This window comes from Aeromonas sp. R10-2 (assembly GCF_040908445.1).
Taxonomy (GTDB): Bacteria; Pseudomonadota; Gammaproteobacteria; order Enterobacterales; family Aeromonadaceae; genus Aeromonas; species Aeromonas veronii.
The window spans coordinates 1-13,448 of sequence record NZ_JBFODS010000087.1; the positions used below are offsets into that span (position 1 = coordinate 1).

Genomic DNA, 13,448 nt, shown 5'->3' on the forward strand with positions numbered 1-13,448 from the left:
CGGCGTTTTTCAAGATAGTTGTCGCGCAAAGCTGTTTTAAGCAGCCTCTTTTTGCTCCGGCTCGGGTTTCTCGGGCCGCTCCGGATTTAGCATCACGGCACCGATAGGTGTCCAGTCTCGCGTCTTGCCACTCCACCTCGCTGGGTGTTGTGCTCGGGCGGCCTGGTACACAGCATCCCGTTTCGCCAGCAGGGCTTTATCGTCACCCCGATGCCGCTCGTTGGGTGTGACGAAGCGGATACGGCTATGCCGGTGCTCTTCGTTATACCAGGCCATAAAGTCGCGCACCCACTCCCTGGCCGCTTCCAGACTGGCAAAGCCGTCTGATGGCCACTGCGGACAGTACTTCAGCGTCCTGAACAATGACTCCGAGTACGGATTATCGTTGCTGACCCGAGGCCGTCCCCGCGAGGGCGTGACACCCAGGTCATGCATCTTGGTCAGCAGCGTGACTGACTTCATTGGCGCGCCGTTGTCCGAGTGCAAGACCAGCGGCTGCTTCCAGCACTGCTCGCGGATGATGCTCCGTTGCAGCAACGCCGCCGCCCGTTCACCGCACTCTTGCTCATGCACTTCCCAGCCCACCCCTTTGCGGCTGTAGATGTCCTCTATCAGATAGAGGTAGTAATACTGGCCGCGCACGAGTGACGGCAAGTAGGTGATATCCCAGGACCACACTTGATTGGGCCCAGTCGCGGTATGGCTGGTTGGTACCGGCACATGGCGCGGTGGCTGGCTCCGGCCACGCCTGTGCTGCTGGTCAGCCGCCCGCAAGATGCGATAGAAGCTCGACTCACTGGCCAAGTAGCGCCCCTGGTCGGCCAGCCGTGGCACAATTTGACTCGGCGGCAACGAGGCGAACTCCTGGCTATTGCAGACGTCCAGCACGGCCTGCCGCTCCTCTGGGCTCAATGCATGAGCAGGTATGGAACGAACCGCATCCGGTCGCCTATCGGCACTCAGCTCAGGCCCGGCCAACCAGCGCTGGAGCGTGCGCAGACTCAGCCCCAACACCTCGGCCGCAGGATGCTTGCGGGCGCCAGCTTCAAGCGCTTCGCGCCACCATGCAACGTATTGCTGCCGCTCTGGCAACGAGGTCAGTTGTCCTCGTCGACGTTGCTCCAGTAGGCATCGAGCTTTTTTTGCAATATCAGCAGAGCTGCTGCCTCGGCCAGGGCCTTGTCTTTGCGCCGCAGCTCTTGCTCCAGTTGCCGGATACGCTTCTTGTCCGCTTTGGCCTGTGCCTTCTCCGCCTGTTGTAAGGTACGAGCGGATTGCTGGCCCAGAATACAGGCTTGGCGCCATTGCTGGACTTGCTCGGGATAGAGACCCTTACGGCGGCAGTACTCACTGAGTTCAATCTCGGAAAGCGCAGCGGTTTCCAGCACGACGGCGAACTTGGCCTCGGCGGGCCATTCATCGGTCAGTTTGTTGTCCCCGGGCACAGGAGACCCTCCGTCTTTGGCGTGTTTGCGCCAATTATACAGAGTGACCTCGCTGATGTTTTCCTGCCGAGCCAACTCGGCCACCGACATATTGATGGGCGGCAGCAGCTTCTTGAGCAAAGCAGCCTTGCGCTCACTTGAATAACGAGCCATTCGACACTCTTTATCCGCCCCCGGTCTTCACATTTAGATTATTCAGATTAGGCGACAACTATTCTGACACCGGGGGCCATCGGGATCCTGCAGCAAAAATTCGCGCTGCCCGGCCAGCATCTCGCCCACTGGATACCAGACCTCAGTGGGCTGCCGGAAAAGTGCAATCTCGGCGGCCTGCAAGCGGTCGAGTAGCGGCTGGATCTCGGTCAGCTCCATCTGCAGATTGATCCCCCGACCGAACGGTGGCTCTAGCGCCCCGACCTGCCAACCCGCCGGATGTACCTGCTCCAGCATCAGTTGTACCTGTTGCTGCTCAAGATAAGCAAAAGGAGGGGCATCGCGCCGATAGCGGACCGAGAAGCCCAACAAACCGGTATAGAAAACCAGAGATCGAGCCAGATCGGTAACCGACAGCTCCGGTACCATGGGATTCCAATACGGCCCATCCACCGCGACAGTAGGGTTCGTCATGGCTTACAGGCTCTGCATCAGCTCGGCGGCAATCTCGAAAGAACGCAGTCGGGCCTGATGATCGACGATGGGCCCATTGAACATCAGCTCATCGGCACGGGTTTCTGCCAGCAGCGCCTTGAGGCCATGGCGGATCTGCTCCGGATCGCCCACCAGCGAGCGAGCCAGGGTCTGCTCCATCGCCATCAGCTCACGGGGAGACCACTCATCGCCAAGCTGGACGACCGGCGCGGGCAGCGTGCCCGCATCACCGCGATGGAGGCGCAAGAACTGCTGCTGCACGGTAGTGAACTGGAAGCGGGCCTCCCGCTCACTGTCGGCGGCGATCATGTTGATGCAGACCACCGCATGGGGCTTGGGCCAGCGAGCGGAGGGGCGATACTGGCTGCGGTAGATCTCCAGCGCCTGCAGCAACATGGCGGGCGCGAAATGGGAAGCAAAACCGAATGGCAAGCCCATCGCCGCTGCAAGTTGCGCGCTGTAGAGGCTGGAGCCCAGCAGCCAGATGGGCAGATGCAGCCCCTGACCGGGCACCGCCTGCACCGCGCCAATCTCGTCGCCAAAGTAGCTCATCAGCTCACGCACATCGGCTGGGAAATCATCCACCTCACCGCTGCGCATACGTCGTAGCGCCCGCATGGTGCGCTGATCGGTCCCGGGGGCGCGGCCAAGGCCAAGGTCGATGCGGTCGGGATAGAGAGAAGCCAAGGTGCCAAACTGTTCGGCAATCACCAGCGGCGAGTGGTTCGGCAGCATGATGCCACCCGCGCCGATCCGCAGAGTGGTGGTGGCTTCGGCCAGATGGCCGATCAGCACCGAGGTGGCGGCACTGGCAATGCCCGGCATGTTGTGATGTTCGGCCAGCCAGTAGCGCTGGTAACCCCAACCCTCGGCATGGCGGGCAAGATCCCGTGAACAGCGAAACGACTCGGCAGGCACGGAACCTTCGGCAACAGGCACCAGATCGAGCACGGAATAGGGGATGGCAGACATGGTTCACTCCATTGATTTACAGGCCAGTAACAAGTGGGGCAATGTAGCACGGGATACCTGAATGAATCACTATCTCCTGCCACACTCTGCCTGCCAAGCGGCAGCAATCGAACGGAACAAATCTCAGGCAAGTATTGTTTGAACGCTCATCCTGCTGGCCGCGCAAGCCCGGGGGTGGATCATATTTTCTTACATTTGCGGGCTGGCCTGAGCGCCCCGGGCTGGTTATAACGGTGCCCCTATAGCGAAGGGGGAGCAACAGACTCCCCCTCACTCTTTGTCACACCACACTGTTCAGGTTATCTATGTCAAAACATCTCGTTCTGCTGGGCGCACTGACGCTGTCCGGCTGCGCCCTGTTGTCTCCCCCCGCCCCTACCGTCACCCCGGTGCACCTTGCCGATCCCAGCCTGCGCGGCTTCTACATCGAGTGCAGCAGCATGAAAGCCTGCTTCCAGCAGGCCAACCAGACCTGCCCGCAAGGTTACAAGGAGACCGACCGTCGCCAGCAGACGCTCTACAGCACCCAGTATCTGGGGGGAAGCTATGACGACGAGAAGAAGGTCTACAAAGCAGCCAAGCCCTATCGCATCGCCAACACGGTCCACTCGCTGACCATCCAGTGTCCGATCTGAGCATAACGTCACGCTAACCCATACGGCGGCCGGCGCGGGATACCAAGGGTCCGGCCGGCACGCGACCACCCTTTTCTTGTCCCACAGAGCACGCGCCTTTTATGTCACAGAGAATTGTCCTGCTGGGCAGTATATTGCTGTCCGGTTGCGCCCCCGCCACTGTCACTGAGCTCACCTCCGCAGATTCCTCGCTGCAACGATTCGAGATCGAGTGCAGTGCGCCGGATGATTGCCAGCAACAGGCAAGCTTGAGCTGTCCGCAGGGCTATCAGGAAACCGATCGCAGCCAGCACACCTTCACCAAGGTTCAGATGAGCATGGGGGGCACCGACCCGATGAGGGGATTTAGCCCGAGCTTCCCCCAGATCAGCACCTACACCATCCATACCCTGCTGGTGCAGTGTCCCCGCAAGCCGGCACAGCCCCACCCGCAGGGACACTGATGAGCAAGGGCCCGCAGGCCCTTCTCTCTTGTTACCCACACTCAGCCCACGGCGAATGACCCACACCTTGCAAGGCAGGACGTTTTGCGAATAACCCGCGTAATCCATCAAGCCCGGAGAAAAGAGGAAAAGCCATAAAAAAACGGTCAACCGAGGTTGACCGTTTTTCACTGCGCTGCGCCCTTAGAACAGCAGGTGTGCCACCCCGGCAATAACCGGCAAGGTAACCAGAGTGCGCAGCAGGAAGATAACGAACAGCTCCCACAACTTGACCGGGATCTTGCTGCCCAGCAGCAGGGCGCCCACTTCCGACATATAGATCAGCTGGGTTACCGACATGGCGGCAATCACGAAGCGGGTCATGTCGCTCTCGATGGTCGAGGCCAGCACCGCCGGAATGAACATGTCGGCAAAACCGACCATGATGGTCTTGGAAGCCGCTTCCGCCTCCGGCAGTTGCAGCAGCTCCAGCAAGGGGACAAACGGAGCACCAAGCCAGTTGAAGATAGGGGTATGTTCGGCCAGCATCAGGGCACAGGTACCGATCGCCATTACCACCGGCAGCACGCCAAACACCATATCCAGTGCATTCTTCACCCCTTCCCGCGCGACGGCGCCGAGATCAGTCATGCTGTCAGCCTTGGTCAGGGCACGCTCGAAACCATAGCTCATCACGCTGTGTTGGTGCGGCACAGCTTCCTGCTTGCGGCACAGGGGGGTGCCATCGGCATAGATGTCCTTCTTCCAGCAGAGCGGTGGCAGACGCGGCACCACGATGGCCGCAACCACGCCCGCCAGACAGACGGTCAGGTAAAAGGGGACAAACATGTGCTCCAGCTTCACCTGGGAGATCACCACCAGACAGAAGGTGATGGAGACCGCAGAGAAGGTGGTGCCAATCACCGCGGCTTCACGCTGGGTATAGAACTTCCCTTCGTACTGCTTGCTGGTCAGCAGGATACCGACGCTGCCATCGCCGAGCCAGGAGGCAAAGCAGTCCACTGCGGAGCGGCCCGGCAACCGGAAGACAGGACGCATGATGCGGGTCATCATGGTGCCGACAAATTCCAGCAGCCCGAAATCGAGCAGCAACGGCAGCAACAGGCCGGCAAAAATGAAGACCGAAAACAGCACCGGCAGCAGATCGTTGAGCACCAGTCCACCGGTTGCGCCGGAGTAAAGCACCTCTGGCCCCACCTGGAAGAAGGTCAGCAGCACGAAGATACCGCCCAATACCCGCACGCAGGCCCAGAAAGGGGAGACATTGAACAAACTGTTGAGGAAAGGACGACGCACCAGAATCGCTGGCTTGAACAGCCAGGCAATCACCGTCATCAGCATGGTGGTGGTGATCACCGCACTGACCATGGCGACCAGATAATCGGCAAAAACGCGCTGTACCAGCTTGGCCAGCACGGCCACCGGGATGGTGACGTTACCGTCATAGACGACCGGCGTCATGAACAGCAGGATCCCGATAAGTGACGGAACCAGAAACATCAACAAATTACGGCGAGTATTGACCGCAGGTGCTTCGAGACTCTTTTCCAACATGATATGACTGCCCTAATGTTACTTTTCCCTAGCTCGGCCAACCTGCGTATTCATGCATTAACCGGCAAAACGGGCGCAAGAATACTCTAAAAAAATGCACAAACAAGCCCTTAAGGCAGAAATCTGCGCATAAATATTTCCACAGGTAAACCTTCCATTAAAACAATAAGATACAGCGGCGCATATCGATTCAATCGACATCGCCAGATGATTGTTTCGTTATTGTTAATTTTGGTGGGCAGTATAATCGGTTATCAGTAGCAGGCAATAAGTGACATCACAAATATACCTAATGAGTTGCTGCTCGATAGACATAAAAAAACCGGAGCCTGTTCAGGCTCCGGTTTTCAATGAGAGTGACGGGGATCAGTCACGGACGTAGATGACTTCAACGCCATCATCTTCGTCGTCATCCCAATCGTCATCATCAAGCCCTTCATCGAAGGCAAGAGAGGCAGCCAGTGCTTCCGCTTCAGCCTTGGCCAGCTGGTTCTTGTGGTAGTCGTCCCACTTGAACTCCACCTTCTCGATGGCGTCTTTGGCATCTTCCGCCAGCTGACGGGGCATGGTATCCAGCAGATCCAGAATGTCGTAGCAGACCTTCTTGGTGCCTTCCTTGCTGATGGCAGTGATGGCATAGACCGGACCTTCGTGGTTCAGGGCCGCCTTGACGCGATCCATCACCTCCTGGGCTTCCTCTTCCAGGATCAGATCCATCTTGTTAAACACCAACCAGCGCGGCTTGCCAGCCAGTTCCGGGCTGTACTTCTCCAACTCCTTGACGATGGTCACGGCATTTTCAGCAGGATCGGAGCCATCAACCGGGCAGATATCCACCAGGTGGATCAGCACGCGGCAGCGCTCTAGGTGTTTCAGGAAGCGGATTCCCAAGCCTGCACCTTCGGCAGCGCCTTCGATCAGACCCGGGATATCGGCGATCACGAAGGAGCGGGAGTTCTCACCACGCACCACACCCAGGTTCGGTACCAGGGTAGTGAAGGGGTAATCAGCTACTTTCGGGCGAGCCGCAGAAACGGCGCGAATAAAGGTAGACTTGCCTGCGTTGGGCAGACCCAGCATGCCGACATCGGCCAGCAGCAGCAGCTCCAGCTTCAGGGTACGCACTTCACCCGGAGTACCATTACTCTTCTGGCGGGGAGCACGGTTGACGGAGCTCTTGAAGCGGGTGTTGCCCAGACCGTGGAAACCACCTTTGGCAACCAGCAGCTTCTGCTCGTGGTGGGTCAGATCCCCCAGCAGTTCACCGGTATCCTCATCGGTCGCCCGGGTACCGACCGGCACACGCAGGATCTTGTCCTTGCCGCGGCGACCGGTACAGTTGGCGCTCTGGCCATTCTCACCGCGCTCGGCAGCATGGAAACGCTCGAAACGGTAGTCGATCAGGGTATTGAGGTTTTCGTCGGCGATCAGATATACGTCGCCACCGTCACCGCCGTCACCGCCGTCCGGACCACCGTTGGGAATATATTTTTCACGGCGAAAGCTTACACAACCGTTACCACCGTCACCGGCATCGACTCGAATCTGGACTTCATCAACAAACTTCATAGGTAACCGTCACCTTAATTCGAAAAACCGATACGCAATTATAGTGGTACAGACCCCTGCGGGCGATACGCATCTTGCCAATCATGCCCGTCAGAGCCAAAGTCAGCTGCGTTCCGTTTTTTCGTCAACGACATCAGAAAGACGTCAGAAAAACAAAAGCCCCGCCTGTTGGCGGGGCTTCGGATCCTTGCGGTCCGTAATTACTCAGCAACGATGCTAACGTACTTACGATTCAGCGGACCTTTAACTTCGAACAGGATTTTACCAGTCGCGGTAGCGAACAGGGTGTGATCCTTGCCCAGACCAACGTTGGTGCCAGCGTGGAACTTGGTACCACGTTGACGAACGATGATGCTGCCAGCCAGAACTGTTTCGCCGCCGAAACGCTTCACGCCCAGGCGTTTAGCTTCAGAATCGCGACCGTTACGGGATGAACCGCCAGCTTTTTTGTGTGCCATTTATCGGACTCCTCTAATTAAGCGCTGATGCCAGTGATTTTGACTTCAGTGAACCACTGACGGTGGCCCGCTTGCTTACGATGGTGCTTACGACGACGGAACTTGACGATAGTCACTTTCTCGCCACGGCCGTGAGCCACAACTTCAGCTACAACCTTGCCACCTTCAACGAAAGGAGCACCTACTTTAAAAGTGTCGCCTGCAGCAACCATCAGAACTTCGTTGAAGTCGATGGTAGCGCCAGTCTCAACGTTCAGCTTTTCCAGACGAACGATTTGACCTTCGGCCACACGGTGTTGTTTTCCGCCGCTTTGGAATACCGCGTACATTTGATTAACTCCGTAAAGGCATGTCTTTTGCTCAAGGCTAGACATGCGCAAAAACCTATAACAATGGGCGGGCATTCTACGCAAATCGATCTGCTCAGGCAAGGCCAATTTAGCAAAAAGTTTATTTTGTGCGCATATCTGCCGCCGTGGATAAACGCCTAACTGTAACCCATTGTGAAATCGTGTAGAATCCCTGCCATTACTAAAATCGCAGTTATTGCTGCTGTCACGTTACGAGACTTATGGACCAACAGACTATCCGTGCGCTCTGTGCCGCCGACATGACGGCGGTCAATGAACTGATCCTGGCCCGACTCCAGTCTGACGTTAGTCTGATTAATCAGCTGGGTTTCTACATTGTCAGCGCCGGCGGGAAACGGATGCGCCCCATGCTGACCGTGATGGCTGCGCGTGCGCTGGGCTATGAGGGTGAGGATCACCTGAAACTGGCCGCCATCATCGAATTCATTCACACCTCTACCCTGCTGCACGACGACGTGGTCGACGAATCCGACCTGCGCCGTGGCAGGGAGACCGCCAACGCCATGTTTGGCAATGCCGCCAGCGTCTTGGTGGGTGACTACCTTTACAGCCGCTCCTTCCAGATGATGGCCGAACTCTCCAACCTGCGGGTGATGGAGATCCTCTCGGATGCCACCAACACCATCGCCGAAGGGGAAGTGTTGCAGCTGATGAACTGTAACGACCCGGATACCACCGAAGAGAGCTACATGACGGTCATCTACTGCAAGACCGCCAAGCTGTTCGAGGCCGCCACTCGCCTTGCCGCCGTGCTGACCCATCAGCCCGAGCCCGTCGAGCAGGCCATGACCGATTACGGCAAGTATCTGGGCACCGCGTTCCAGATCATCGATGACGTGATGGACTACTGCTCCCAGAGCGAAGAGATGGGCAAGAACGTCGGCGACGATCTGGCCGAAGGCAAACCGACCCTGCCGCTGCTGCGCGCCATGGAAGTGGGCACGCCGGAAGAGCGCCAGCTGGTGCGCGATGCCATCGAGCACCGTAACGGCATGGAGCATCTTGAGCAGATCCTCGGCATTCTCGATCGTACCGGCGCGCTGGAGTACTCCCGCATACGAGCCAGGGAAGAGGCCGACAAGGCCATTGCCGCCCTCGCCATCCTGCCGGACTCCCCGCACAAGCACGCGCTGGAAACACTGGCCCACATGGCCGTGCAGCGCAGTGCCTGAGTAAACGACATGCATGAAAAAAGAGGCCTTCGGCCTCTTTTTTATTGTCTGCTATCTGCTGGACAGTGCATTTCGCCAGACTCAGCGACTCAGCATCCAGAGGATCACGCTACCTGCCACCACTAGCGAGCCGCCGATACGGCGCAACTGCTCCGGTGGCTGATCGCTCAGCAGCCGCAACATCTGCTGCCATGCCCTGGGCATCAACAACGGGCCGAGCCCCTCGAACAACAGCAGCAATCCCAACCCCATCAGCATGGATGTCAGCATCCGACCTCCTTCAATGCAACCAGCCCCCTGGGTCGACGGCTGGCATTGGCACCAAAAACAAAAGGGTCTGACAATGCAGACCCTTTGAATGTGACCTCGTGGCGATTACTGCTTGGTGCCGTGAGGAGACTTGAGGTAACGGAAGAACTCGCTGTCCGGCTTCAATACCATCAGGTCGTTGCCACCGGCAAAGCTCTTGCGATAGGCCTCCATGCTACGCACGAAGCTGAAAAACTCGGGGTCTTTCTTGTAGCTGTCGGCATAGATCTTGGCGGCTTCCGCATCCCCTTCACCGCGCAGCTGGCGAGCGTTACTCTCGGCGTCGGCGATCATGACGGTCACCTTGCGGTCGATATCGGCACGCAGGATTTCAGCCTTCTCGCGACCCTGAGAGCGGTGCTCACGGGCAACTGCGGTACGCTCGGCGCGCATCCGCTGGTAGATGGAGTTGGAGACTTCCACCGGCAGGTTGATCTGCTTGATCCGCACATCCACCACCTTGATACCGAGCTCGGAGGAGCGCGCCATCTTCTTCAGGGCATCTTCCATCACGGTACTGCGCTCACCGGAGACGATGTCCTTGATGGTGCGGTTACCGATCTCGGAACGCAGACCGTTGTTGATCTTGCGCTTGAGCAGATCTTCAGCCTGCAGCTTGTTGCCACCACCGGTTGCCAGGTAGTACTTGGAGAAGTCCTCGATCTTCCACTTCACGTAGGAGTCGATGATCAGGTCTTTCTTCTCGGAGGTGACAAAACGGTCGGCCTGGCTGTCAATGGTCTGGATGCGGGCATCCATCTTGCGAACCTGGTCGATGAGCGGCACCTTGAAATGCAGGCCCGGCTCATAGAGGCGGGGTTCACCGGAGTCAACCCGCTTCACCTTGCCAAACTGCACCACAATCCCCTTCTGACCTTCATCAACGATAAAGACAGAAGAGAAGCAGACCATGGCCGCGACAGCGATTGCACCAATAGCTAGCTTTTTCATCTATCAGTTTCTCCCTGAGCTGAAGCGGTCACCGCTACGCAGCGGCATTGTCGGCGTAGAGTTGGCACCCTCGTTGGAAACGGGGACCTGCTCTGTGACCGGGGCGACAGTGGCACGATCAGACTGGGCAGCCTTCGGCTTGCCGGACAGCTTGTCGAGCGGCAGGTAGATCATGCTGTTGTTGCCAGCCGGCATGTCGACCACCACCTTATTGGCCTGCTGATAGAGCTCTTCCATCGTTTCCAGATAGATACGCTCACGGGTCAGCTCGGGGGCAGCCAGATACTGGGGCAGCAGCTCGTTGAAGCGAGCAACTTCACCCTGGGCTTTCAACACGATCTGGGACTTGTAAGCTTCCGCTTCCTGCTCCAGACGCTTCACCTGACCACGGGCCTTGGGCTCGACTTCACGGGCATAGGCTTCTGCTTCACGAATGAAGCGCTGTTCATCTTCCTGAGCGGAGATGGCGTCATCAAAGGCGTCTTTCACCTCTTCCGGCGGACGTGCCGGCAAGAAGTTGACGTCGACGATCTGCAGACCCATCTGGTAAGGCTCGATTATGCCATCGATCACCTGCCAGGTCTCCTGACGCACCTTCTCACGACCGGTAGTCAGGACGTCATCCATCCGGGTATGACCCACCACGTAGCGCAGGGCGCTATCGGTGGCCTGACCCAGACTCTCGTCGGCATTGGTCACACTGAACAGATACTGCTCGGGATTGACGACACGGTACTGCACGTCCATCTCGACCCGTACCACGTTCTCATCCTGAGTCAGCATGAAACCGGAGGCAGGCAGGGAGCGCACGGACTCGACGTCCACCGGGATCACCTGATCGATAAAGGTCGGCTTCCAGCGCAGGCCCGGCTCGACAATATGGGAAAACTTGCCAAACCGCAGCACGGCACCACGCTCCGCTTCGCGAATGGTGTAGAAGCCGCTGACGACCCACACCACCACAGCCACAACCAGCGCGATGGAGATACCAAAGCGACCTACATCGCCGCCAGATTTGCCGCCACCAAACAAGCCACCGAAACGGCGACTCACTTTGCGCAGCATTTCATCCAGATCAGGGGGTCCCTGATTCTTGCCGTTATTCCCCCAAGGGTCACGGTCTTTGCCGTTGTTACCAGGCTCATTCCAAGCCATCAGCGTCTCCATTAATACATGCGGATGGATATCATCTCTATCGGGCCATCATACGTTGAGAAGCCCCTAAGGGTTCATCTTCATCGACGAATCAATGCCTGATAAAGCGTTGTAAACTCTCACCTTCCTGTTTCACGAGGCGGTTCCAGTCGGCCACTTGCAAGCGGACTTCCAGCACGAAATCACCCTCCTCGCTAAAACCTTCCTGCTCAATCCCTTTCAGCTGATAGAGCGCACTGCGCAATCTCGCGGCAGAAGGAGGCAACTGCAGGGTGTGATGCACCATGGAGCCAGCCAGCAATTCGGTCAGCGCCGTAAACAGATGCTCACAACCTTCACCAGTCTGGGCCGACAACCAGACGCGCAACGGGCGCCCCTCGTCATCCCGCTCCAGACCTGCCGGGCGATCCGCCAGCTTGTCGATCTTGTTGCAGATCATCAGCTGGGGCCTGTCATCGGCTTCGATCTCGGCCAACACCTGCTGCACGGAGTCGATATTCTCCTGCATCTGCTCATCGGCACAGTCCACCACATGCAGCAGCAGATCCGCTTCACGGGTCTCCTGCAGGGTCGCCTTGAAGGCCGCGACCAGATCATGGGGCAAGTGTCGAATAAATCCAACTGTATCCGCCAAAATCACATCACCCACATCCCGGATCACCAGTTTACGCAGGGTGGGATCCAGAGTTGCGAACAATTGGTCGGCAGCATACACGCTGGCAGCTGTAAGTTGGTTGAACAAAGTAGACTTTCCGGCGTTGGTATAACCAACCAGTGACACCGTCGGCACTTCGTTGCGGTTGCGGGCGCGGCGTCCCTGCTCCCGCTGCTTGGCCACCTTGTCGAGCCGACGCAAAATCGCCTTGATGCGTTCCCGCAGCAGACGCCGGTCAGTCTCAAGCTGGGTTTCACCCGGGCCACGCAGACCGATCCCGCCCTTTTGACGCTCAAGGTGGGTCCAGCCTCGCACCAGACGAGTGGAAAGATGGCGCAACTGGGCCAGTTCGACCTGCAGTTTACCTTCGTGGGTTCGGGCGCGCTGGGCAAAGATATCGAGGATCAGGCCGGTTCGATCCACCACCCGGCACTGGAACAGACGCTCCAGGTTGCGCTCCTGGGCAGGGGTCAGGGCATGGTTGAAGATGACGACGTCGGCATCCAGCATCTGGACTTGGGACGCGATCTCTTCAGCCTTGCCACTGCCGACAAAAAATTTGGCACTGGGCGCACTGCGACTGGTGGTAATTACCCCCAGCGCATTGACTCCGGCCGAGCTCACCAACATCTTGAGCTCTTCCAGATCCTCCCGCTCACCCTCATCACTGAAGTTGACATGCACCAGAACGGCCTGTTCGCCAGCTTCATAACGGTCAAACAAGCGCTTGCTCCTTAACAGGAATCATGATGAATCTGAGTTGGCGAGTCGACTCGCCCAGGGATATCACGCCTCGGCATCACCCTGTTCATCAGCCGCGCCACCCGGTGTGGGCTGGTGATGATTGACGGCACGGGCCGGTACGACAGTCGAGATGGCGTGCTTGTAAACCATCTGGCTCACGGTGTTTTTCAGCAGGATAACAAACTGGTCAAAAGACTCGATCTGACCTTGCAGTTTGATGCCGTTCACCAAATAGATAGAAACAGGAATCCGCTCACGGCGCAGCGCATTCAAAAACGGGTCTTGGAGAGATTGCCCCTTAGCCATTTTTCTTTTCCTTATAGTTTGTTGTTTTTAAACACCGAATATCAATATAACAACCTGATTA

Annotated in this window: 15 protein-coding genes; 3 read left to right on the forward strand and 12 right to left on the reverse strand. The window is 57.7% G+C overall.

Annotation, left to right across the window (positions count from 1 at the left end; translation table 11 throughout):
* Positions 1–36 precede the first annotated feature (36 nt).
* The 3 genes from AB5Y97_RS17085 to AB5Y97_RS17095 form a co-directional block, all read right to left on the reverse strand.
* Positions 37–1,598, reverse strand: a protein-coding gene (locus tag AB5Y97_RS17085; RefSeq protein WP_088813959.1) for an IS3-like element ISAs20 family transposase whose coding sequence is annotated in 2 segments (ribosomal slippage) — positions 37–1,136 and positions 1,136–1,598 — 1,563 coding nt in all. Because the reading frame shifts where the segments join, the coding sequence is not laid out codon by codon here.
* Between the two features lie 42 nt (positions 1,599–1,640).
* Positions 1,641–2,072 (reverse strand): bleomycin resistance protein, encoded by a 432-nt coding sequence (locus AB5Y97_RS17090; protein WP_368158547.1) that lies wholly within the window; start codon positions 2,070–2,072, stop codon positions 1,641–1,643.
* Positions 2,073–2,075: 3 nt separating this feature from the next.
* Positions 2,076–3,065, reverse strand: a complete 990-nt coding sequence (locus AB5Y97_RS17095) for a luciferase-like monooxygenase (RefSeq protein WP_103250440.1) — start codon at positions 3,063–3,065, stop codon at positions 2,076–2,078.
* Positions 3,066–3,370: 305 nt separating this feature from the next.
* Between AB5Y97_RS17095 and AB5Y97_RS17100 the strand changes: the two genes are divergently transcribed.
* Both AB5Y97_RS17100 and AB5Y97_RS17105 read left to right on the forward strand, forming a co-directional pair.
* On the forward strand, positions 3,371–3,700 hold the full coding sequence (locus AB5Y97_RS17100) for a hypothetical protein (RefSeq protein WP_103250441.1): 330 nt from the start codon (positions 3,371–3,373) through the stop codon (positions 3,698–3,700).
* 101 nt (positions 3,701–3,801) lie between these two features.
* On the forward strand, positions 3,802–4,143 hold the full coding sequence (locus AB5Y97_RS17105) for a hypothetical protein (RefSeq protein WP_103250442.1): 342 nt from the start codon (positions 3,802–3,804) through the stop codon (positions 4,141–4,143).
* Between the two features lie 183 nt (positions 4,144–4,326).
* Here the strand turns inward: AB5Y97_RS17105 and AB5Y97_RS17110 are convergent, their stop codons facing one another.
* The 4 genes from AB5Y97_RS17110 to rplU form a co-directional block, all read right to left on the reverse strand.
* On the reverse strand, positions 4,327–5,697 hold the full coding sequence (locus AB5Y97_RS17110; RefSeq protein WP_005339025.1) for a YjiH family protein: 1,371 nt from the start codon (positions 5,695–5,697) through the stop codon (positions 4,327–4,329).
* A 366-nt stretch (positions 5,698–6,063) separates the two neighbouring features.
* Positions 6,064–7,266, reverse strand: coding sequence for an Obg family GTPase CgtA (gene cgtA, locus AB5Y97_RS17115; protein WP_005339026.1), 1,203 nt, complete (start codon positions 7,264–7,266; stop codon positions 6,064–6,066).
* Between the two features lie 200 nt (positions 7,267–7,466).
* Positions 7,467–7,724 carry a 50S ribosomal protein L27 gene (rpmA, locus tag AB5Y97_RS17120; protein ID WP_005339028.1) on the reverse strand — a complete coding sequence of 86 codons (258 nt, stop codon included), beginning with the start codon at positions 7,722–7,724 and terminating at the stop codon, positions 7,467–7,469.
* Between the two features lie 17 nt (positions 7,725–7,741).
* Complete coding sequence (gene rplU / locus AB5Y97_RS17125; RefSeq protein WP_005304210.1) at positions 7,742–8,053, reverse strand: 50S ribosomal protein L21; 312 nt, start codon at positions 8,051–8,053, stop codon at positions 7,742–7,744.
* 242 nt (positions 8,054–8,295) lie between these two features.
* On the opposite strand from rplU, the gene ispB reads away from it, so the two are divergent.
* A complete protein-coding gene (gene ispB / locus AB5Y97_RS17130; RefSeq protein WP_201945841.1) occupies positions 8,296–9,267 on the forward strand; it encodes an octaprenyl diphosphate synthase in 972 nt (323 codons plus the stop codon).
* Between the two features lie 81 nt (positions 9,268–9,348).
* On the opposite strand, the gene AB5Y97_RS17135 is transcribed toward ispB, so the two are convergent.
* The 5 genes from AB5Y97_RS17135 to hfq all read right to left on the reverse strand — a co-directional run bounded on the left by AB5Y97_RS17135 (position 9,349) and on the right by hfq (position 13,387).
* Positions 9,349–9,537, reverse strand: a complete 189-nt coding sequence (locus AB5Y97_RS17135; RefSeq protein WP_005339036.1) for a DUF2065 family protein — start codon at positions 9,535–9,537, stop codon at positions 9,349–9,351.
* Between the two features lie 105 nt (positions 9,538–9,642).
* Positions 9,643–10,527: a protease modulator HflC gene (gene hflC, locus AB5Y97_RS17140; protein ID WP_005339038.1), complete on the reverse strand. Its 885-nt coding sequence runs from the start codon at positions 10,525–10,527 to the stop codon at positions 9,643–9,645.
* Positions 10,528–10,530: 3 nt separating this feature from the next.
* A complete protein-coding gene (hflK, locus tag AB5Y97_RS17145) occupies positions 10,531–11,682 on the reverse strand; it encodes an FtsH protease activity modulator HflK (protein WP_005339041.1) in 1,152 nt (383 codons plus the stop codon).
* 91 nt (positions 11,683–11,773) lie between these two features.
* Complete coding sequence (hflX, locus tag AB5Y97_RS17150) at positions 11,774–13,060, reverse strand: ribosome rescue GTPase HflX (RefSeq protein WP_005339043.1); 1,287 nt, start codon at positions 13,058–13,060, stop codon at positions 11,774–11,776.
* A 63-nt stretch (positions 13,061–13,123) separates the two neighbouring features.
* Positions 13,124–13,387, reverse strand: a complete 264-nt coding sequence (hfq, locus tag AB5Y97_RS17155; protein ID WP_005339045.1) for an RNA chaperone Hfq — start codon at positions 13,385–13,387, stop codon at positions 13,124–13,126.
* Positions 13,388–13,448: the final 61 nt, after the last annotated feature.